Source organism: Mitsuaria chitosanitabida ATCC BAA-476 = NBRC 102408, from assembly GCF_001598255.1.
GTDB lineage: Bacteria > Pseudomonadota > Gammaproteobacteria > Burkholderiales > Burkholderiaceae_C > Roseateles > Roseateles chitosanitabidus.
The window spans coordinates 205,520-224,964 of record NZ_BCYP01000001.1; the positions used below are offsets into that span (position 1 = coordinate 205,520).

Genomic DNA, 19,445 nt, shown 5'->3' on the forward strand with positions numbered 1-19,445 from the left:
CGCGCCGGGAACGCTCGGTCTCCCAAGGGGGAGGGCGGGACCGTCAGAACGACCAGCGCTCGCCATACGCGGGCGGGCTCGGCCACCGAGCCGCTTGCGGCATCTGGTCCGGGTGATCGCGCCCCCATCGTCGGGCCAGCATCCATCCACCGTGGCTGACCACGAGTCCGCCCCCCGACCATCCGGACGCGCGCGCGAGCAGCGCGGTCAGCGACTCGCCGCCCTCGGGCGCGAAGGTCGCGAAATCGCGCACCCACTCGTCGATCGCCGCCCTGGGAATCTCCGCCCACGGCCGGCCATCCCAGGCGCCGAAGTCGATCTCCGCGAGCGCCGCATCGATCCGATGTGTCCAGCCCCAGCGCTTCAACCATCGGCCCACGTCCGCGCAGCGCCGCAGCGGCGAGGTCCACACCTCGTGCGCGAGCCGGTGTTTCCTCGCATGGGCCTGGATGCGCCGCGCCAATCGCTTCGCGCGGCGCGGCTGCACCGGCAGATCGCAGCGCCCGCCGACGCACCGTCCCGCGGCGCCGTCGGGACGCGGATGGCGCCACACCTCGATCGGCGCGCCTGTCCCCCGGGTGTCCCCGCCATCGGGCCCGTTGCCGAGGACTCGGGGCGTCCTGTGCGCTCGGGTCGGGTCCATGTCGGTCCTGCCGTTGCGATCCCGGACCGCCTCAGGCCGCCGGGAACAGCGGTGCCAGCGCCAGGAAGGCCAGCAGCGCCGCCAGCTCGACGATCTGCTGCGTTGCGCCCAGCGTGTCACCGGTGTAGCCGCCCAGGCGCCGATCCAGCTTCGATTGCAGGTGGAAGGTCAGCGCCGCCGAGGCCACGATCGCGCCCAGCAGCAGCGGCACGTTCTCCGGCGCCAGCCAGGCGCACATCGCCGTGGTCGCGATCACCAGTCCCAGCGCGATCGCCAGGCCCGGCCCGCCGACCCGCGTCGCCAGCGGCTTGGCCTTGGCGTGCTCGGCGTCGCCGGCGTAGGGCAGGTGATGCAGGATCCAGACCGGGGCGGCACGCGACGCCACGTGCGCCCACACCAGCGCCATCGTCGCCAGCGAGGGATCGGTGTCGACCAGTCCCAGCAGCACCGTCGCCTTGATGCCCAGCACCAGGATCAGCCCCAGCGCGCCGTAGCTGCCGATGCGCGAGTCCTTCATGATGGTCAGCGCCTTCTCGCGCGAGACCGCTCCCCCCAGCCCGTCGCAGGTGTCGGCCAGACCATCCTCGTGGAAGCCGCCGGTCAGCCACACGCTGGCCGCCATCGCCAGGCCGACGGCGACGGTCGCCGGGAAGGCCAGTTGCGCCGCCCACAGCACCAGCGCCGAGAAGCCGCCCACCACCGCGCCGACCAGCGGGAAGTAGCGCGCGCACTGCTGCAGCCACTGGGGCTCGAAGCCCACCCAGCGCGGCACCGGCACGCGGGTGAAGAACTGCAGGGCGATGAAGAACAGACGGACTTGATGCATGAACGCGAAGCCCGCGACGCTCACGCGACGCGGGCTTGAATCGGGAACTGGGACGACGGCCCGGATGATACGAGCCCCCCGGACCCGGAGGCGGCGCGTGGCGCTCGGTCCGGAACGGGCTCGGGGTTCCGCGACGGGAGGTCCCATGACCTCGGGGAGAGGCCGCGCCAGGCCTGGCGCGGTCAGGGCCGGGCGCTCAGGCGCTCACGACCCCGTGGTCCCGTTCCAGCAGTCCCTCGTAGGCGATCGCCACGTTCGCGCAGAAGATGTCCAGCAGTTCGCGACCCTCGTCGTCGATGGGGTCGGACACCACCATGTAGAGCAGGCTCTCGTTGCCCGAATGGGTCCGGTAGTAGCCGATGAAGCGGCCCTCCTCGAAGCTGCTCTGGCGCGTCAGCAGCGCCCGGTCCAGCGCCTCGCGCACCTCGCCGGGCAGGTCCGCGACGTCGCCGTCGGGCAGCAGGCCCTGGTACTCGGAGGTCGCCGCCAGCACCCGCAGCCGACCGTCGGCATGCGAGGCCGCGTAGGCGGACATGCGGCTCGCGCACAGGCCCTGCGCCTCGTGGCCCAGCATGCGGGCCACCTGCTCCAGCAGCGCCGAGGCGAAGGCGCCCAGGTTGCTCGAGTCGTGGATGCGCGTGATCGCGTCGATCGAGCGCCGCAGCGCCTGCCGCGAGCGCGACAGCATCACGATGTCCCGGTACGAGCGCAGTGCCGAGTAGAAGACGGTGATCAGCTTGCGCTTGGTCAGCTCCGTCTTCTCCTTGTAGTCGTTGATGTCGTAGGTCTTGATGACGTGCTCTTCGGGCGCCTGGCCCGGCTGCCCGGTCCGCAGCACGATGCGCACCTGCGTGTTGCCCAGTTCCTCGCGGATGAAGCGCGCCACGTCCAGGCCGGCATGCTCGGACTCCATCACCACGTCCAGCAGGATCAGCGCGATGTCCTGGCGGTCGCGCAGGATGTCGCGGGCCTCGTTGCCGCTGTAGGCGCTGAGGAACTGCAGCTTGCGGCCGGCGAACTCGAAGTCCGCCATCACCAGCTGGGTGACCTGATGTACCGCGGGGTCGTCGTCGACGATCATCACCACCCACGGATCCAGCGCGCGCGCGCGGCCAGCGTCCCCGGGCTCGGGCAACTCGTCCTCGAACACCATGTCGGTCATCGGATCCCCCCTTGGCATCTCTTGTCGAGGGGCCATTATGGGCAGCCCGCGTGACAGGCGGCATCGGGGTGATCAGCGGGTCGGCAACCGTACGTCGACAAATTCTCGGTCGCGGCCGTGGCGGGCGCGCTTGGCCTCGTACATGCGCGTGTCGGCGCACTCCACCAGGGCCGTGGCGTCCCGCCAGTCCTCCGGGCAGCGCGCGGCGCCCATGCTCGCGCGCAGCGTCAGCACCCGGTCGGCGTAGGTGAACGGACCTTCGACCGCCAGGTGGATGCGTTCCAGCGTCGCCTCGAGCGTCATCGCCGAGCCGCTGCGGGTCAGCAGCACGGCGAACTCGTCGCCGCCCAGCCGCGCCACCGTGTCGGACTCCCGCGTCGCGCCGGCCAGGCGGCGGCTGAACTCGATGATGGCCGCGTCCCCGGCCGCGTGGCCCAGGGTGTCGTTCATGTGCTTGAGGCCGTCCATGTCCAGCAGCAGGACGGCGATGGGCGGGTCGCCGCGCTCGACCTCGCTGGTGGCGTGGCGCAGCCGGTCCATGAAGAGCGAGCGGTTGGCCAGGCCGGTCATGTCGTCGTGGGTGGCGCGGTGGAAGAGGTCATCCCGCCCGTAGCGGGTCGCCCAGTACATCGCCGCGCCCAGCACCTTGGACATCAGCGCCAGCACCTCGATCTCGTGCGGACCGAAGCGGGCCGGCCGGCTGGAGAAGGCCTTGAGCACGCCCACCGGCGTGCCCTGGTGCAGCAGCGGCAGCACCACCATCGAGCGCAGCCCCACGCGGCGGCAGGCCTCCAGGTCGACGCGGGGATCGGTCTCGGTGTCGTCGCAGATCAGGGGCAGGGCCTCGCGCAGGCATCGCCCGGAGAGCGAGCCGTCGCGGCGCACGCGCACGCCCAGCTGGTGGGACGCGGCGCCGGCCACGGCGCGGTAGACGAGTTCCTCGCCCTCGGCGAGCTCGATGGCGGCGCCGTCGGCCTCCACGAGATCCAGGGTCCCGTGCACCGACAGCGACATCACGCCCGCCAGGTCCAGTCCGAGCTGGGCCACCTGGCTGTGGATCTCGATGATGCGGAGGAGTGCCTCTCGGCTCGGCATCGATCGCTCCCGATCGCTGCGAAGGACCACTCCCTGGACCTGGCCGGTGCGATCGCGGACGCGCTGCGGATGGCGGGTCGACGCAGGATCGGAATCGGCTGGACCACAGTCTAGATCGGACCGCGCGGCCGTTCATCCCCCTGTTTCCGGTGAGGTCTGGGGCCGAAGGTCACGCTGACGCGGCGGCGCCACGGGGCCCGCGGCCGAGTCCCCGAAAGAGGCATGTCTTTACGCCGGGGACACGTCCGGTGCGCAGAATCCGCCCCCATGTCATCGCATCCCTCCTCTTCGCCCGCCGCCGCCGCGACACCGGGCAGCGCGCCCGCGCCGGTGCCGTTCACCTCGTACCAGCGCTTCGCGGTCGGCCTGCTGACCTTGCTGCAGTTCGCCGTGATCCTGGACTTCATGATCATGTCGCCGCTGGGCGCGGTGATCATGCCGGCGCTGTCCATGAGCTCGGCCCAGTTCGGCGCCGTGGTGTCCGCCTACGCCTTCAGCGCGGGGCTGTCGGGCCTGCTGACCGCGGGCTTCGCCGACCGCTACGACCGCAAGAAGCTGCTGCTGTTCTTCTACGTCGGCTTCCTGCTGGGCACGCTGTGGTGCGGCCTGGCGACCAGCTTCGAGTCGCTGCTGCTGGCGCGCGTGGTCACCGGCCTGTTCGGCGGGGTGATCGGCTCCATCGTGATGGCCATCGTGGCCGACCTGTTCCAGCCGGCGCAGCGCGGCCGCGTGATGGGCCTGCTGCAGGGCGGCTTCGCGGCCAGCCAGGTGCTGGGCCTGCCGTTCGCGATCTTCCTGGCCTCGCATTTCGATTGGCACGCGCCCTTCCTGGCGCTGGTGATCTTCGGCGTGCTGGGGGGGCTGGTGATCGCCTTCAACATGAAGCCGGTCGACGCCCATCTGAACGCCCCCGGCACCGGGCAGCACAGCCCCTTCGGCCACCTGCTGCAGACGGTGAAGAAGCCGCGCCATCAGCTGGCCTTCGCGCTGACCGCGCTGCTGACCACGGGCGGCTTCATGCTGATGCCCTTCGCCAGCGCCTTCGTCGTGCACAACGTCGGCATCCCGCTGACCGAGCTGCCGGTGGTGTACCTGGTCACGGGGATCTGCACGCTGGTGTTCTCGCCGCTGATCGGCCGCATGGTGGACCGCGTCGGCGCGATGCGGGTGTTCTACACGGGTTGCGCGGTGACCGTCGCGACGGTGCTCTACTACACGCGTCTGGGCAGTTCGCCGCTGTGGCTGCTGGTGCTGGTGAACGTGGTGATGTTCGTGGGCATCTTCTCGCGCATGATCCCGGCGCAGGCGACGTTGGCGGGGGTGCCGGTGCCCGAGCAGCGCGGCTCCTTCAACGCGATCAACTCGGCGCTGCAGCAGCTCGCGGGCGGATTGGCCTCGCTGGTGGCGGGGCACCTGGTCCACATCGGACCGGACGGCCACATCAACGACTTCCCGGTCGTGGGCTATGTGGTGTGCGCGTCGACCCTGATCGCGGCGGTCCTGATGCGGGCGCTGGTGCGCGGCACGCCGGCCGCTACAGCTGCACCCGTGAGCCCAGCTCGATGACCGCGTTGTCGGGCAGCCGGAAGTAGTCGGCCGCGCTGGAGCCGTTGCGCGCCATCGTCGCGAACAGCTTGCTGCGCCAGGGCGCCAGGCCGGCGGCCGATTTCCTCGACGCCGGCACCACCACCTCGCGGCTCAGGAAGTAGGACGCGAGGAAGGGGTCGAACTGCAGGTCGTGCCGGGCGCAGCGGCCCAGCGCCGCCGGGATGTTGGGCTCGTCCTTGAAGCCGTAGCGGATCACCACGCGCCAGAAGCCGCCGGGCAGCGGCTCCACGCTGAGCTGCTGGTCCTCCGGCATGTAGGGCACCTCCTCGAAGCGCACCGTCACCAGCACGTTGCGCGCGTGCAGCATCTGGTAGTGCTTGAGGTTGTGCAGCAGGGCCGGCGGGACCACGTCCGGGTTCGAGACCGGATAGACGGCGATGCGCTCCGGCCGCGGGCTGGAGACGTCCTGGGCGAGCGCCTCCAGGAAGGGCACCAGCGGCAGGTCGTCGCCGGCGACCTGCGCGGCCAGCAGCTCCTTGCCGCGGCGCCAGGTCGCCATCACGGCGAACAGCACCAGGCCCATCACCAGCGGGAACCAGCCGCCCTGCAGCACCTTGAGCGAGCAGGAGGCCACCAGCAGCGCGTCCACCGCCAGGAAGCCGGCGGTGACGCCCCAGGCCAGCGGCGCGGGGTAGCGCCACGCGTGACGCACGACGAAGAAGGTCAGCGCGGTGGTGATCAGCATGGTGATCGTGACCGCGATGCCATAGGCCGAGGCCAGCGCCGACGAGCTCTCGAAGCCCAGCACCGCCAGCAGCACCGCCACCAGCAGCGTCCAGTTGATGGCGGGCAGGTAGACCTGGCCCATCGCCTGGGCGGAGGTGTAGACCACGCGCATGCGCGGCAGCAGGCCCAGCTGGATGGCCTCCTTGGTCAGCGAGAAGGCGCCCGAGATGACCGCCTGCGAGGCGATCACCGAGGCCAGCGTCGCCAGCAGCACGACGGGCAGCAGCAGCGCGGGCGGGAACAGGCGGAAGAAGGGGTTGTCCAGGGCGGAGGGGTCACGCATCAGCAGCGCGCCCTGGCCGGCGTAGTTGAGCGCCAGCGTCGGCAGCACCAGCACGGTCCAGGCCAGCCGGATCGGCCGCTTCCCGAAGTGGCCCATGTCGGCGTAGAGCGCCTCGGCGCCGGTCAGCGCCAGCACCAGCGCGCCGACGACCAGGAACAGCGCCGGGCCGCGCGCGAACAGGAAGTTCAGCGCATGCAGCGGATTGAGCGCGGCCAGGACCTCGGGCGCCTGGACGATCTGGTGGATGCCGGCCAGCCCCAGCACCGCGAACCACACCAGCATCACCGGCCCGAAGAGCACGCCCACCGCGGCCGAGCCGTGGCGCTGGATGAAGAACAGCGCGGTGAGCACGGCGATCGAGATCGGCAGCACGAAGGGCTTGAAGGCCGGCGTGACGATCTCCAGGCCCTCGACCGCGCCCATGACCGAGATCGCCGGCGTGATGACGCTGTCCCCGTAGAACAGCGAGGCGCCGCACACGCCCACCAGCAGCAGCACGCGGCGCTTGGCGGCGGTGCTGCCGGCCGCGCGCACGGCCAGGGCGGTGAGGGCCATGATGCCGCCTTCGCCCTTGTTGTCGGCGCGCAGGATCAGCACCACGTACTTGAGCGTCACCACCAGCATCAGCGCCCAGAAGATCGCCGAGACCGCGCCGACGATGTCGGTCGCCTGCAGCGTCACGCCGTTGGCGGGGTTGAGCACCTCGCGCATCGTGTAGAGCGGGCTGGTGCCGATGTCGCCGTAGACCACGCCCAGCGCGCCCAGCGCCAGCGCCGCGAGTCCCTGCCTCGGTCCGTGGCCATGCCCGTGGTCGCCGGTGGTGGCGGGAGCGGCGGACACGACGTGTCCTGGAGATTCGGTGCCGGTGACGGCGGGATCGGAGGACACGATGCGGGGATCGCCCGGAGGCGGAATTGGCAAGGTCGCACTATCGCACGCAGTCCTGGCGTACGGTGCCAGCGAGCCTCCGGACCGGAGGGAATCGACGCGGGACGGCGGTTGGAGGATGGCGGCTTGACGACCGCTTCACGGAACTGTTGCGCGGGCGAGTCGGCGCGTGACGGGTGTCACGCCTTCCGTCGGGCCGTCGCCGACCGCCGGTCGGGCCGGGGGGGACGAGCGCGGCGCCGCCACACGTCCTCCCTAGAATGCAGGGTTTTCACGGATCCCGCGCATGACCTCCCTCCCGACGACCCGGCGCCTGAGCGGCGCCGTTTTCATGGCCGCCGCCGCGATCGCGGCCGTTCCGATGACCGCCTCGGCCGATCCGGCCACGACGCCCGCGAACGCGGCGCCGGCCGCCGCCGCGACCGCGCCGTCGGACACGCTGGCCCGCATCCGCGACACCCGGACCATCACGCTGGGCGTGCGCGAGGCCGCGCGGCCGTTCTCCTTCGTGAACGAGCAGAAGCAGGGGCAGGGCTACACCGTCGAGCTGTGCCTGGCCGCGGTGGACGAGATCAAGCGCGAGCTCAAGCTGCCCGAGGTGAAGGTGCAGTACGTGGTGGTGACCGGCGCGGACCGCATCCCCAAGCTGCAGAAGGGCGAGATCGACCTGGAGTGCGGCTCCACGACCAACACCAAGGCGCGGCAGGAGCAGGTGGACTTCAGCTACACCGTGTTCGTCGCGGGCATGCGGGTGCTGCTGGCCAACGGGACCCGGGTGGAGTCCATCAAGGACCTGGACGGCCTGACGATCGCGCTGAGCAAGGGCACGACGTCGGAGAAGCTGTTCACCCAGCTGCAGCACAGCGGCGAGGCCAAGATGCAGCTGGTGCAGTACCCGGGCAACAACGAGGCCTTCAAGGCGCTGCGCGAGGGCAAGGCCAAGGCCTTCGCCCAGGACGACGCGCTGCTGCTGGGGCTGGCGTCCAAGGACAAGGCGCTGGACAGCCTGAGCCTGGGCCAGATGGCGTTCTCGGTGGAGCCCTACGGGATCATGATGCGCAAGGGTGACGCGCGGCTCGGCGCCGCGGTGGACCGCGCGCTGTCGCGCATCTACGGCAGCGGCGAGATCCAGCAGCTCTACGGCAAGTGGTTCCAGACCGACGCGCTGGCGATCCCCATGAATCGCCTGACCCGCGACAGCTTCAAGCGCCCCAACAAGGAAGCCGGCGTCGCGATGCTGCTGGGCTACTCGATCTGACCTGAACCCGCCAGGCCGGCGCGCGTCGGGAGGACGCGGCCGGCCCGGCCTGGATGTCCGCGCCCCGACGGCGCGTCGACGACGGCCCCCCTCACACCCCTCGCCGGAGGGACGACTTCAGGGTGACGGCCGACCCCGCATGACCTGGCACTGATCGATCTCGCAGCGATGCGGGGAGGTCAGCGTGACGGTCTTCGTGGTGGACGACTTTCGGCGATGGATGCGCAGGCAGGTGCTGGCCGATGACGACCTGTGCGCGGCCGTGGCGGAAATGGCACGAGGGCTCATCGATGCAGATCTGGGTCATGGCCTGCTGAAGAAGCGGGTCGCAAGATCCGGCGCCGGCAAGCGAGGAGGCTATCGGGTCATCGTCGCGAGCAGACGACGGACCCCGTGGTTCTTCTTGTGCGGCTACGCCAAGAGCCAGCGGGCGGCCCTCTCGCCGACCGACCTTGCCCACGCTCGTCGTCTCTCCGACGACCTGCTTTCAATGACTGCCGACGGCCTGCGCGAGGCGCTGGGGCGCGGCGACATCTCCGAGGTGCACTGCCATGATGAAGCGACAGTCGAAGTCTCTGGCCAAGGGGCTGGCCATGACCCGAAGGTGGATGGATCACGGGCTCATCTCCCCTGATCGCCAGCGCCACTATGAGCAGCTGTTCGGTCCGATGCCGGCGTTGATCTCCGCGGGAGCGATCCGTCGCATCCTCCGCCGGATCGACATCGACGAAGCGGTCTTCGCGCGCGCTTGCAACCGCGGCCCGCAGCATGTGCGCGACTGGGAGCAGGGCCGCGGTCATCCACGTGGCCCCGAGCTCAAGCTGATCCACCTCACCCGCAAGCGCGGCCTGAACGCGCTGGCCTGAGCGCACCCATCCCCCATTTCTCCCCCAACGGTCGGCCGCCCTCAGGGTGACGGCAGACCCCGCATGACCTGGCACTGATCGGTCTCGACGCGCGGATCTTTCGCCCGCGGAGTTCAGTGCCCTTCGACTTCTCTCGAAGAGGTTTCTTTCAATGAATGCCGATGGCTTGCGCGATGCGCTCGCCGAAGGCTCCGTGATGGAGGTGGCTTGCGATGCGTCAGCGTGATTCGAAGGTCCTTGGCGGAATCTTCCGGTGGGCCCAGAGGCTCAAGACCGAGTCGGTGATGACCCACCAGGAGAGGCGGCACTTTCAGCAGATCTGCGCGCCGCTGCCCCCGCTGATCACCGGCGGCACGATCCACCGGATCCGCCGCCGAGCCAGCGCGGACGAGATCATCTTCGCCCGCGCCTGCAACACCGGCTTGCACCACGTGCGCGACTGGGAGCAGGACCGCAGCCACCCGAGAGGCCCCGAGCTCAAGCTGATCCACCTCACCCGCAAGCGCGGCGTGGACGTCGTGTCTCGAGGAGCGGACCGATGACCCGCAAGCGCAAGAAGAAACTGCTGACCATGATCCACACCTGGTCGCGCGAGTTCCCACCCTATCGACTGATGACCGCGGAGGAGAAGCGGGCGCTCGACGAGCGCTTTCCGATCCCGACGCCGCTGACGGCGCAGGAGATCCGCGAGATCCGCGAATCCATGGGCATCGAGCAGTGCATCCTGGCGCGGCTGCTCGTCCTCCCGGAACGGCTGATCCGGCGCTGGGAGAACGGGCTCTCCCGTCCTCCCGGCGGCGCCGCGCTCCAGCTGCTGCACATGGCGCGTCGCGGTGGCATCGAGGCCATCTCGCTGTACCCCTGAAGGGGATCAGCGCGCCGCGGCCGCCGGTCGCGCGCAGTCGCGGATCACCAGATCCAGCAGCAGGCCGGCCTGCGTCGCATGGGTCCATCCCTCGCTCTTGAGCAGCGTGCCCACCCGCACCGGTGGATCCTCGCGGTGGTCGACGAGAACCACGTCGTAGGTCTTGCCCGCGTCGTCGAAGGCGACCTCCGCATCCATCGTTCGCGTCAGCGCGACCCGCGTCGCCACCGGCGCGCCGCCGCGGCGTCGATGCTCGACCTCCAGATGGCAGCTGTCCTCCAGCGTGTAACGCCACTGGCGGCCGTTGCCGCCCACCGCGCGCGCGTCGCTGCCCACATGGTTCAGCTCCGCGATGCGCTGCGCGTTGCTCATCTCGAAGGGACTGACCAGCACGCGGTCGTCGCTGGGATAGCCCTCGCCACAGCCGGACAGCGCGAGCGCGACGATGAGGCTGATGACGAGGGCCAGGCCGAGTCCGACACCGGTGCCCGCGGCGCGGGCCTGCCGATCCTGTCGCGTGGACAGCGGCGAGCGCTCAAGCAGCTTGCGCATCGGCCACCTCCTCCATCCGCGTCGCCAGCACCTTGTCGATGGTCTTGCCGTCCATGTCGACGATCTCGAAGCGCCAGCCCTCCCATTCGACGGCATCGGCCTCGCGCGGCAGGCGGCCGCTGAGCAGCATCATCATGCCGCTGAGCGTGTGGTAACGGCCGCGCTCCTCCTCCGGCACGGCGTCCAGCGTCAGGCTGTCCTTGAGCTCGGGCACGGGGATGTGGCCGTCCAGCAGCCAGGAGCCATCCGCGCGCTGCACCGCCCAGGCCGAGGCCGGATCGCGGGCCTGGAATTCGCCGGTGATCGCCTCGACCAGATCGTGCAGCGTGACCATGCCCTGCACCTCGCCGTACTCGTCGATCACGAACGCCATGTGCACCTCCGACGAACGGAAGTTGGCGAGCAGCTCCATGCCGGTGAGCGTCTCCGGCACATACAGCGGCGGCGCGAGGCGCTCGTCCAGGCGTGGCTGGCGATGACGCAGCAGATCCGAGAGCAGCTGGCGCGCGTTCACGACACCGACGATGTCGTTGAGCCCCGTGCCCCGCACGACCGGGAACAGCGCGTGGTCCGAGGCCTCGATGCGGGCGAGGCTCTCCTCCATGGTCGCGTTCAGGTCCAGGCTGACCACGTCGCTGCGCGGCACCATCAGGGAGCTGATCTGGCGGTCGTCCAGGCGGAAGACGTTGCGCACCATCGCGTGCTCGTGGGACTCGATGACGCCGGCGCTGGTGCCTTCGGCGAGCACGGCGTGGATCTCCTCCTCGGTCACGTTGAAGGCCGAGGAGGCCTTCACGCCCAGCAGTCGCAGCAGCGCGTTCGTCGAGCCCGACAGCAGTCGCACGAAGGGCTTGGTCGCGACGGCCAGCGCCCCGATCGGACGGGCGACCAGACGCGCGACGGCCTCGGGGTTGGACTGGCCCAGGCGCTTGGGCACCAGTTCGCCGAGCACGATGGAGAAGTAGGTGATCAGCACGACCACCAGGCCGGTGGCGACGCCGTTGGCGTACTCGGCGGGGATGCCGCGGACGATGAGCTCGGTGGCCAGCGGTCCGGCCAGGGCGGCCTCGCCGACGATGCCGTTGAGCACGCCGATGGAGGTGATGCCGATCTGGATCGTGGACAGGAATCGGGTCGGGTCCTCACCCAGCTTGACGGCCGCCGCGGCGGCGCTGTCGCCCTCGTCGACGAGTTTCTGGAGGCGTGCCCGACGCGCGGTGACCAGTCCGATCTCGGACATGGCGAACACGCCGTTGAGCAGGATGAGGGCGAAAAGTATGGCGATTTCCATGATGGGCAGACGATGCCGGCACGCGCGACGGAAGGCGGCGAGGCCGGACAGGGCGATGAAGGACGACGTGGCGACGGACGCGATCTCAGGCGATCGGCGCTCGCGGGTCGAGAGAGGGCGCGCGTGGCGCGCTTCACACGCGGACGGTTCGCGAAGGCGACCGTCGCGCGGGCGTCGTCAGGCCCGTGGCGGGCGGCGGGGGGGCTGCGGCCAGATGTCCGGCGCGTGCGGCTCCGGCGTGGCGCGGGGTGTCAACCGCGGCTGCTCGAGCCGCATGGGCGCGGCGTCGGGCTTGCAGTGATCGGGCATGTCGTCCGAGGTGTCGCCGAGCTCGTAGAGCAACGAGGCGATGCCGCCCGTGTCATCCGGGACCTGCCGGCCCTGCGGATCGCCGTTGTCCGCTGGCGTGGGCGAGGTGATCGCCGGCGCGAGGGCGCCGGCATCGACCGGGTGACCGTCGACGCGCAGATGCTGCGCATGCGGGACGCCCGAGGCGAAGTTCGCCACGCCGGCCGCGGCGATGCCGTAGGCGGGGACGAGGATCACCAGGACGAGGATGCGGAGCCAGCGGGTCACAGGGCGTGATTCTATCGAGGGCGACGCGGGCGCCTCGCCCTCGATCCTCATCCCCCCAGGATCGGCTGCATCCACCGCTCGAAGCGGGTCTGCCATTCCTTCTGGGCGGCCTTGAGGATCTCCTCCGGGTCGTCCACCGGCGCGATCTGGAAGTGCTCCCGCAGCCACTCGACATAGCGGTCCAGCTCGGCGCTCTTGCGGTAGTGATGCTCGCTGCGGAAGTAGTGGACGCGGTCCATGTCGATCATCGGCTCCACGTCGCAGGTGCTGACGCGCAGCAGCTCGCGCACGTCGCGGGCGACCACCCATTCGCCGCCTTCGTCGCCGAAGACCACGACCGGCCAGCGGTCCGGCAGCGGCGGTTGCGACGGGTCGGGATTCCACAGCGCGTAGAACGAGCCCGACGCCGAGGCGCGCGCGAAGGGCACCAGGCGGGCGAGGAACTCCGGATCCGCGGACCAGCCGTGGCGCAGTCCGTCGCGATCCTGCGCCGACAGGCTCAGCGCCTGCGAGTAGTTGCCGAAGCCCACCTCGTCCTGGAAGCGCAGCAGATCGAGCAGCGCGGCGGGAACGGGCAGGTCGCCGAAGGAGGCGGCGTAATCGTGGAGATCGGTCATGGGAGCGGAGCGTTCGGTCGGGCCGGCTGGACCCGGCCGCCCCGCGGCAGCGGAGCCGCCGGGAATCTATCGCTCAACCCGCCTGACGCGATGTGACCTTCGTCCTGCCGCGATGCACCGTCCCGGCGCGGATCCGCACCGATTCGACGCCATGCCCGCGCGGGAAGCGGGACTCACCACGGCTGTGCGGCGGCGGTCCCCTGGTGATACCGCATCTGCCAGCCCTCGGCCGTCCGCAGCCACAGCGACGAGCGCAAGGTGTGGTGCGCCAGCGAGCCGTCGTCCTGCCGATGCGCGGAGCGATAGGTCAGCAGCGCCGCGTCCGGGGAGATCGGCGCGATGCGGAAATCGTCGGGGACCACGCGCGGCGGCTCGTGGTCGTCGGCCAGCCACGCGATGATCGTCGGCCGGTCGTACTGCCGGCCCGATCGGCCGACCTCATGGAAGTCGGGATGCAGCAGCTGCGACAGGCGCTCGGCGCTGCAGCGCACGCCGGGGTGATGCAGCTCGACCTCGAGCGCGCGCAAGGTGTCGAGCAGGGACAAGTCGGGAGCGGTCATGAGGAGATCGATCGGTCGATCGCATCGAGGTCCAGGGACCGCCGAGCATAGCGGCCTCTTCGCCCGCGCCCTGTCGGTCAGACCTTGTCGCTGACGCCCGAGGAATCGAAGCTGGCCATCTCCGCCAGGATGCGGCTGGCCGATTCCAGCAGCGGCCAGGCCAGTGCGGCACCGGAGCCTTCGCCCAGGCGCAGGCCCAGGTCCAGCAGCGGCTCGACCTGCAGCATCTCCAGCATCAGGCGGTGCCCCTGCTCGTTGGACCGGTGCGCGAAGACGCAGCGCTCCAGCACCGCCGGCTGCAGCTTCGCCGCGACCATCACCGCGGCGCCGGTGATGAAGCCGTCGACCACGATCACCCGGCGCTCCAGCGCGGCCTGTAGCACGGCGCCGACCATCATCGCCACCTCCAGCCCGCCCAGCGCGGCCAGGGCCGACAGCGGCTCGTTGGCGCGCGGATGGCGCTCCAGCGCGCGCATCAGCACCGACAGCTTGCGCTGCAGCTGCGCATCGTCCAGCCCCGTGCCGCGGCCCACGCACTCGGCCAACTGGAAGCCGCCCAGGCGCGCCAGCAGCAGCGAGGCCGACGAGGTGTTGCCGATGCCCATCTCGCCCAGCAGCAGCACGTTGCCGGGGCGCTTCTGCAGCAGGGTCTTGCCGGCGGCCACCGCCGTCGCGCACTCCTCGACGCTCATCGCCGGGCCTTCCAGCATGTCGCGGCTGCCCATCGCGATCTTGGCGATCAGCAGACCCGGGCGCGGCTCGAAGCTGTGGTTCACGCCCGCGTCGACGACGCTCAGCGTCAGGCCGTGCTGGCGCGCCAGCACCGACACCGCCGCGCCGCCGGACAGGAAGTTCTCCACCATCTGCCAGGTCACGTCCGACGGGTAGGCCGACACGCCGTGCGCCGCGATGCCGTGGTCGGCCGCGAAGACCAGCAGTTGCGGATCGATCAGCTTGGGCGTGTCGCTGCCCAGGATCAGGCCCAGGCGCAGCATCAGCGTCTCCAGGCGGCCCAGCGAGCCCACCGGCTTGGTCTTGCGGTCGATGCGGTGGCGCAGCGCCGCCGCCAGGGCGTCGTCGTGCAGCGAGGGGATCTCGGGGATCAGGTCTTGCGTGGTCATGGTGGACTCGGAACTCGTCGGGAGGAGGAGGGGATTCGCGCGAGCCTGGGCTCGGGGGACGCGAGGGACAAGGGAGCTCGGGCTGGCAGGAGGCCGCCGGGGCCCGTCGTGGACGGCGACGGGCGCGGTGCGCGGCGATCGGACATGTCGCCGCGCGCTCGCGAGGCGGTCACGGGGGCTGGCGGGGCTCCAACAGGGATTGCAGCGCACCGGGCGCGAAATGCCGGTCGACATAGTCGGCCAGCTCGTCGAAGACCTGGTCGAGCGGGCGCGACGGACGCGCGAACAGCGCGGCGAGCACGCGCTCGTCCTCGAACAGGCCATGCAGGTAGTGGCCCAGCACCGGGCCGTGTCGCCAGCCCAGGGGCTCGCCCAGGCCGTCGAAGAGCACCGGCTGCGCGGTCGGCAGCGACGGGTGCTGCGCCGTGCGGCCGTGATGGATCTCGTAGCCGCGCGCCGGCAGCGAGGCCAGCGCGGCCCACGGGCCGTCGAGCTCGGGCGCGAAGCGGCATTCGGTGTCCCGCAGCAGCTTCTCGCGCTCGAAGGAGGTGACCAGCGGCAGCAGGCCCAGGCCCGGGGCGTTGCCGTCCAGGCCGTGCGGATCGATCAGGGCCTCGCCCAGCATCTGCAGGCCGCCGCAGATGCCCAGCACCGGCCGTCCCGCGGCCGCGTGCGCCGCGATGACCACGTCCAGGCGCTGCGCCCGCAGCCAGGCGAGATCCGCCGCGACGGCCTTGGAGCCGGGCAGCACGATCCAGTCGGCGCCGTCGAGGTCCGCGGGCTCGCGCGCCCACGCGAGTCGCACGTCGGGCAGGTTGCGCAGCGGCTGGAACTCGTCGAGGTTGGACAGACGCGGATAGGCGACGACGGCGATCCGCAGCGGGCCACGACGCGTCGCGGCGCCGCCCGTACCCGACGCGATCGACGCGGCCAGGGCGCTCGTGCCGCCGGTGGGCTGGTCGTCGAAGACACCGTCCTCCTCGGGCAGGCCGTGCCCGCGCCACATCGGCAGGGTCGCGAGCGTCGGCACGCCGGTCATCTGCTGGAGCATCTCCGGCCCCGGTGACAGCAGCGCCGCGTCGCCGCGGAAGCGGTTCAGCACGAAGCCGCGGATCAGCGCGCGCTCCTCGGCGGGCAGCAGCTGGTGCGTGCCGAACAGGTGCGCGAAGGCGCCGCCGCGGTCGATGTCGGTGACCAGCAGGCAGGCGGCGCCCGCCTCGCGCGCGGTGCGCATGTTCACGTAGTCGCTGCTGTGCAGGTTGATCTCGGCCGGCGAGCCCGCGCCCTCGATGACGACCACGTCGTTCTCGGCCAGCAGCTCGTGCAAGGCGCCGCGAGCGTGCGTCCACAGCGTCTCGCTGCGCTCGCGCCAGGGCGCGCGGCTGAGCGCCTCGTCCACCTCGCCCAGCACGACGACCTGCGAGGCCGTGTCCTTCTCGGGCTTGAGCAGCACGGGGTTCATCCGCACCTCGGGCCGCGCCCTCGCGGCCAGCGCCTGGAAGTACTGCGCCGACCCGATCTCGCCCGCGCGACCGTCAAGACCCGGCACCACGCGCGCGTTGTTGCTCATGTTCTGCGCCTTGTACGGCGCGACCTTGAGACCCTGGCGCGCGTACCAGCGGCACAGCGCCGTGGTCAGGAAGCTCTTGCCCGCGCCGCTCGTCGTGCCGAGCACCATCACCGCGCGGCCCGTCATGGTTGCGCTCCGCGATCGAAGGGCATCTGCATCGAGGCCGTCGTCGGCCAGCGCGTCGACAGCCCGAATCCGTCCCCGGGACGCCCCCTCGCGCCGCCTCCCTCTCCCGCTTGCGGGAGAGGGTCGGGGTGAGGGTCTTCGCGCGTCATCCCCGGCATCGCCCGGCGCCCCGAGAAGGTCCGCATCGCCGCCTCCAGCGCGTCGACGGTATCCGGTGTCTGCACCGACACCCGCACCAGCCCCGGCAGCCCGAACGAACTTGCGTCCCGCAGCTTGATCCCCAGCGCACGCAGCCCCTCGAGCAAGGGCTCTGGCGCGTCCCGCCAGGGCGAGGGCAAGGCGGCGAGCCAGAAGTTGGCCGCGCCGCCGCCGATCTGGTCGAACCCCATCGCGGTCATGCGCGTCCACTGCGCATCGCGCCACTCCCGCAGCAACGGCAGCGAGGACGCGAGCTCCGACCGGATCCCCGCATCGGTCCAGGCCTCGAGCAAGGCCTGACCCTCGGCGGACACCACCCAGCTCGGCGCGAGCTCGTTGGCCCGCTCCACCCACAGCCCATCCCGCGGCGCGAGCAGATACCCCGCCCGCACGCCCGTCAATCCCAGCGACTTGTTGGGACAGACCAGCCGCCACGCCCCATCGGCGATTGCCGTGGGCAGCGCGCTCACGCCGGAGAGCCGCAGCGGCTCATAGGCCTGATCGACGACCAGCTGCGAGCCGCTCTGCCCCAGCGCCACGGCGACGGCGGCCCACTCGGCCGCGTCCAGCGTGGCGCCGGTGGGATTGCAGGGGTCGCAGACCCAGACCAGCGAGGGCAGGGTGAGCGACTGCGCCAGCTCGAAGGCGTCGGCGTAGCCGATGACCTGCAGTCCCAGCGCGTGCGCCGCCGCGGCGTAATCGCCGAAGCCGGGCTGCGGGACGCAGACGCGGGTCATGCCCGAGAGCATCGCCGTCAAGGTGAGGCGACGGATCGCCTCGGAGCCGCCGCCGGCCGGCAGCACGCGCTCCGGCGTGACGCCATGCCAGTCGGCCAGGCGCGCGCGCAAGGCGGTGTAGCCCGGGTCGGGATAGCGCAGCCGGTCGGCCCGCAGGACGGCGTCGAGCGCGCCGGGCGGCGGGCCCAGCGGATGCGCGTTGGTGGAGAAGTCGTGCAGCACCGGCGGACCGGCGTCGGTGCCGCCGTGGGTGGGGCCGGTGGCCAGGAGGGGGGGCTTGCCCTGGAGCTTGCCGTGGAGTCGGCTCATGCGGGACCTCCAGCGAAGCCACCACGCAGCGCGGCGGCTCCCAGTGCGCCGAGCAGAGCCAGCGCGAGCAGGGTGCGCGCGGCGATGCGCCGCGCGATGAGGGTGTCGGCCGCGGTCACGGAGACGCCGGCCGGATGGAGTCGATAGTGACCGGGCTTGCTCAGCGCGCGGTCCAGGCGCAATGCCATCGCGCCCATGGGCCAGCCGCCATTGGGCGACGGCGTGCGGGCCGCCTCGCGCAGCAGCCGCGGCAGCAGGCCGGGGCGGGTCGCGATCATGGCCAGGCCGGTCAGGCGCGCGGGGATCCAGGACAGCAGGTCGTCGGCGCGCGCGGCCCACTTGCCGGCCCACTCCCAAGGACCGCGATAGCCCCACATCGCGTCGGCGGTGTTGGCGAAGCGGTAGAGGGCGGCCCCGGGCAGACCGGCGATGACAAACCAGAACAGCGGCGCGATGACGGAATCGTTGAGGTTCTCGGCGAGGGTCTCGATGGCGGTCTCGCGGACCTCGGTGGGGGAGAGCTGGCGGGTGTCGCGGCTCACGAGGCGGGACAGCTGCTCGCGGCCCTCGTCGAGGGATCGCTCGAGCGCGGCCTCGACCGCCGCCACTTCGTCGCGCAGCATGCGCCACGCGAGCAGCGGCTTGAGCGCCAGGCCCAGCAGCAGGGCCGCCAGGGCGAAGCGCCAGCCGCCGAGCCACGGCGCCAGCCCGAGGATCACGAGCTGCTCGACGCCGACCGCGATCGCGACGACGAGCAGCGCGCCGACGCTCCACGCCATCGCGCCGCCGATGAACGCGGCCGCGGGCCGCATCGCGCAGATCCGATCTCCGAAGAGGCCGAGCCATCGCCCCATGCCGACGACCGGATGCGCGCGCGCGGGCGGCTCGCCGAACGCGCGGTCGACGACCAGCGCGACGGGGATCGCCGCGGCGAGGAGCCAGGACATCGGCGTCATCGGTTCCGATCAGGCGTGGATCACCGCCGGGAGGCGATCAATCCTCGATGCCGCGTTGGGCGGGAACACCGGCGTTGTAGTGGTGCTTGACCAGCGTCATCTCGGTCACCGTGTCGGCGATGTCGACGAGCTCCTGCGGCGCGCCGCGACCCGTCAGGACGACGTGCACGTGCTCGGGCCGCTGCTTCAGGGTCTCCAGCACCGGTTCCAGCGGCAACCAGCCGTAGCGGATCGGATAGGTGATCTCATCCAGCACGACGAGGAAGTGCTCGCCGCCCAGGATGGTCGCCTTCGCCCGCTCCCAGCCGTCGCGCGCCAGCTGCGCGGAATGCTCCAGATCCTTGCTCTTCCACGAGAAGCCGTCGCCCAATCCCTCGATGGGCAGGCCGATCTGCTCGAACAGGCGGTGCTCGCCGAAGCGGGCGCTGGGCACCTTCATGAACTGGTAGATGTGGACCTTCTTGCCGCGACCATGGGCGCGCAGCGCCAGGCCGAAGGCGGCGGTACTCTTGCCCTTGCCGTCGCCGGTGTTGATGAGGATCAGGCCGCGGCGCTCGGCGGTGGGGATGACACGCTCGCGGTCGACGGGAGGCTTCTCGATTTCCATGGGGA

21 protein-coding genes are annotated in these 19,445 nt (G+C 71.1%); 6 read left to right on the forward strand and 15 right to left on the reverse strand.

Annotation, left to right across the window (positions count from 1 at the left end; all coding sequences use genetic code 11):
• Positions 1-43 precede the first annotated feature (43 nt).
• The 4 genes from MCHT01_RS00925 to MCHT01_RS00940 form a co-directional block, all read right to left on the reverse strand.
• Positions 44-643 (reverse strand): histidine phosphatase family protein, encoded by a 600-nt coding sequence (locus tag MCHT01_RS00925; protein ID WP_084451492.1) that lies wholly within the window; start codon positions 641-643, stop codon positions 44-46.
• 31 nt (positions 644-674) lie between these two features.
• On the reverse strand, positions 675-1,469 hold the full coding sequence (locus MCHT01_RS00930) for an adenosylcobinamide-GDP ribazoletransferase (protein WP_067061312.1): 795 nt from the start codon (positions 1,467-1,469) through the stop codon (positions 675-677).
• A gap of 196 nt (positions 1,470-1,665) precedes the next feature.
• On the reverse strand, positions 1,666-2,631 hold the full coding sequence (locus MCHT01_RS00935; protein ID WP_067061060.1) for a DUF3369 domain-containing protein: 966 nt from the start codon (positions 2,629-2,631) through the stop codon (positions 1,666-1,668).
• Between the two features lie 72 nt (positions 2,632-2,703).
• Positions 2,704-3,726, reverse strand: a complete 1,023-nt coding sequence (locus tag MCHT01_RS00940) for a sensor domain-containing diguanylate cyclase (protein WP_067061064.1) — start codon at positions 3,724-3,726, stop codon at positions 2,704-2,706.
• A 267-nt stretch (positions 3,727-3,993) separates the two neighbouring features.
• Between MCHT01_RS00940 and MCHT01_RS00945 the strand changes: the two genes are divergently transcribed.
• A complete protein-coding gene (locus MCHT01_RS00945) occupies positions 3,994-5,292 on the forward strand; it encodes an MFS transporter (RefSeq protein ID WP_067061067.1) in 1,299 nt (432 codons plus the stop codon).
• Here the strand turns inward: MCHT01_RS00945 and MCHT01_RS00950 are convergent.
• On the reverse strand, positions 5,261-7,183 hold the full coding sequence (locus MCHT01_RS00950) for a potassium transporter Kup (protein WP_067061070.1): 1,923 nt from the start codon (positions 7,181-7,183) through the stop codon (positions 5,261-5,263). The two genes, MCHT01_RS00945 and MCHT01_RS00950, sit on opposite strands and share 32 nt — an antisense overlap.
• 334 nt (positions 7,184-7,517) lie before the next feature.
• Between MCHT01_RS00950 and MCHT01_RS00955 the strand changes: the two genes are divergently transcribed.
• From MCHT01_RS00955 to MCHT01_RS00970, 5 genes are all read left to right on the forward strand, one after another.
• Entirely contained in the window at positions 7,518-8,489 is a 972-nt protein-coding gene (locus MCHT01_RS00955) for an amino acid ABC transporter substrate-binding protein (RefSeq protein WP_245643115.1), read from the forward strand.
• A gap of 184 nt (positions 8,490-8,673) precedes the next feature.
• Positions 8,674-9,123 (forward strand): type II toxin-antitoxin system RelE/ParE family toxin, encoded by a 450-nt coding sequence (locus MCHT01_RS25340; RefSeq protein WP_084451496.1) that lies wholly within the window; start codon positions 8,674-8,676, stop codon positions 9,121-9,123.
• A complete protein-coding gene (locus tag MCHT01_RS00960) occupies positions 9,098-9,355 on the forward strand; it encodes a helix-turn-helix domain-containing protein (protein WP_067061073.1) in 258 nt (85 codons plus the stop codon). Before MCHT01_RS25340 ends, MCHT01_RS00960 begins: the two co-directional genes overlap by 26 nt.
• 284 nt (positions 9,356-9,639) lie before the next feature.
• The gene (locus MCHT01_RS00965; protein ID WP_148661325.1) at positions 9,640-9,897 is read left to right on the forward strand and encodes a helix-turn-helix domain-containing protein; all 258 of its coding nucleotides are present in this window, start codon (positions 9,640-9,642) and stop codon (positions 9,895-9,897) included.
• Positions 9,894-10,220 carry a helix-turn-helix domain-containing protein gene (locus tag MCHT01_RS00970; RefSeq protein WP_067061079.1) on the forward strand — a complete coding sequence of 109 codons (327 nt, stop codon included), beginning with the start codon at positions 9,894-9,896 and terminating at the stop codon, positions 10,218-10,220. Before MCHT01_RS00965 ends, MCHT01_RS00970 begins: the two co-directional genes overlap by 4 nt.
• A gap of 6 nt (positions 10,221-10,226) precedes the next feature.
• Here the strand turns inward: MCHT01_RS00970 and MCHT01_RS00975 are convergent, their stop codons facing one another.
• The 10 genes from MCHT01_RS00975 to cobO form a co-directional block, all read right to left on the reverse strand.
• On the reverse strand, positions 10,227-10,772 hold the full coding sequence (locus MCHT01_RS00975; protein WP_067061082.1) for a hypothetical protein: 546 nt from the start codon (positions 10,770-10,772) through the stop codon (positions 10,227-10,229).
• Positions 10,756-12,063: a hemolysin family protein gene (locus MCHT01_RS00980; protein ID WP_067061085.1), complete on the reverse strand. Its 1,308-nt coding sequence runs from the start codon at positions 12,061-12,063 to the stop codon at positions 10,756-10,758. The genes MCHT01_RS00975 and MCHT01_RS00980 overlap by 17 nt, the downstream gene beginning before the upstream one ends.
• 177 nt (positions 12,064-12,240) lie before the next feature.
• Positions 12,241-12,639, reverse strand: a complete 399-nt coding sequence (locus MCHT01_RS00985) for a hypothetical protein (protein ID WP_067061088.1) — start codon at positions 12,637-12,639, stop codon at positions 12,241-12,243.
• Between the two features lie 47 nt (positions 12,640-12,686).
• Entirely contained in the window at positions 12,687-13,256 is a 570-nt protein-coding gene (locus MCHT01_RS00990) for a hypothetical protein (RefSeq protein ID WP_067061090.1), read from the reverse strand.
• A gap of 173 nt (positions 13,257-13,429) precedes the next feature.
• A complete protein-coding gene (locus MCHT01_RS00995; RefSeq protein WP_067061093.1) occupies positions 13,430-13,816 on the reverse strand; it encodes a nuclear transport factor 2 family protein in 387 nt (128 codons plus the stop codon).
• Between the two features lie 77 nt (positions 13,817-13,893).
• Complete coding sequence (gene cobT / locus MCHT01_RS01000; RefSeq protein WP_067061095.1) at positions 13,894-14,937, reverse strand: nicotinate-nucleotide--dimethylbenzimidazole phosphoribosyltransferase; 1,044 nt, start codon at positions 14,935-14,937, stop codon at positions 13,894-13,896.
• Between the two features lie 169 nt (positions 14,938-15,106).
• A complete protein-coding gene (locus MCHT01_RS01005) occupies positions 15,107-16,633 on the reverse strand; it encodes a cobyric acid synthase (RefSeq protein WP_067061098.1) in 1,527 nt (508 codons plus the stop codon).
• A complete protein-coding gene (locus MCHT01_RS01010) occupies positions 16,630-17,877 on the reverse strand; it encodes a pyridoxal phosphate-dependent aminotransferase (protein ID WP_067061100.1) in 1,248 nt (415 codons plus the stop codon). The genes MCHT01_RS01005 and MCHT01_RS01010 overlap by 4 nt, the downstream gene beginning before the upstream one ends.
• A complete protein-coding gene (gene cbiB, locus MCHT01_RS01015; RefSeq protein ID WP_067061103.1) occupies positions 17,874-18,833 on the reverse strand; it encodes an adenosylcobinamide-phosphate synthase CbiB in 960 nt (319 codons plus the stop codon). Before cbiB ends, MCHT01_RS01010 begins: the two co-directional genes overlap by 4 nt.
• Before the next feature lie 37 nt (positions 18,834-18,870).
• Complete coding sequence (cobO, locus tag MCHT01_RS01020) at positions 18,871-19,440, reverse strand: cob(I)yrinic acid a,c-diamide adenosyltransferase (RefSeq protein ID WP_067061106.1); 570 nt, start codon at positions 19,438-19,440, stop codon at positions 18,871-18,873.
• Positions 19,441-19,445: the final 5 nt, after the last annotated feature.

Bases quoted from the DNA above. Each gene is read 5' to 3' on its own strand.
- MCHT01_RS00925 (WP_084451492.1), bottom strand. From the start codon at position 643: ATGGACCCGACCCGAGCGCACAGGACGCCCCGAGTCCTCGGCAACGGG.
- MCHT01_RS00930 (WP_067061312.1), bottom strand. From the start codon at position 1,469: ATGCATCAAGTCCGTCTGTTCTTCATCGCCCTGCAGTTCTTCACCCGC.
- MCHT01_RS00935 (WP_067061060.1), bottom strand. From the start codon at position 2,631: ATGACCGACATGGTGTTCGAGGACGAGTTGCCCGAGCCCGGGGACGCT.
- MCHT01_RS00940 (WP_067061064.1), bottom strand. From the start codon at position 3,726: ATGCCGAGCCGAGAGGCACTCCTCCGCATCATCGAGATCCACAGCCAG.
- MCHT01_RS00945 (WP_067061067.1), top strand. From the start codon at position 3,994: ATGTCATCGCATCCCTCCTCTTCGCCCGCCGCCGCCGCGACACCGGGC.
- MCHT01_RS00955 (WP_245643115.1), top strand. From the start codon at position 7,518: ATGACCTCCCTCCCGACGACCCGGCGCCTGAGCGGCGCCGTTTTCATG.
- MCHT01_RS00960 (WP_067061073.1), top strand. From the start codon at position 9,098: ATGGATCACGGGCTCATCTCCCCTGATCGCCAGCGCCACTATGAGCAG.
- MCHT01_RS00965 (WP_148661325.1), top strand. From the start codon at position 9,640: ATGACCCACCAGGAGAGGCGGCACTTTCAGCAGATCTGCGCGCCGCTG.
- MCHT01_RS00970 (WP_067061079.1), top strand. From the start codon at position 9,894: ATGACCCGCAAGCGCAAGAAGAAACTGCTGACCATGATCCACACCTGG.
- MCHT01_RS00975 (WP_067061082.1), bottom strand. From the start codon at position 10,772: ATGCGCAAGCTGCTTGAGCGCTCGCCGCTGTCCACGCGACAGGATCGG.
- MCHT01_RS00980 (WP_067061085.1), bottom strand. From the start codon at position 12,063: ATGGAAATCGCCATACTTTTCGCCCTCATCCTGCTCAACGGCGTGTTC.
- MCHT01_RS00990 (WP_067061090.1), bottom strand. From the start codon at position 13,256: ATGACCGATCTCCACGATTACGCCGCCTCCTTCGGCGACCTGCCCGTT.
- MCHT01_RS00995 (WP_067061093.1), bottom strand. From the start codon at position 13,816: ATGACCGCTCCCGACTTGTCCCTGCTCGACACCTTGCGCGCGCTCGAG.
- cobT (WP_067061095.1), bottom strand. From the start codon at position 14,937: ATGACCACGCAAGACCTGATCCCCGAGATCCCCTCGCTGCACGACGAC.
- MCHT01_RS01005 (WP_067061098.1), bottom strand. From the start codon at position 16,633: ATGACGGGCCGCGCGGTGATGGTGCTCGGCACGACGAGCGGCGCGGGC.
- MCHT01_RS01010 (WP_067061100.1), bottom strand. From the start codon at position 17,877: ATGAGCCGACTCCACGGCAAGCTCCAGGGCAAGCCCCCCCTCCTGGCC.
- cbiB (WP_067061103.1), bottom strand. From the start codon at position 18,833: ATGACGCCGATGTCCTGGCTCCTCGCCGCGGCGATCCCCGTCGCGCTG.
- cobO (WP_067061106.1), bottom strand. From the start codon at position 19,440: ATGGAAATCGAGAAGCCTCCCGTCGACCGCGAGCGTGTCATCCCCACC.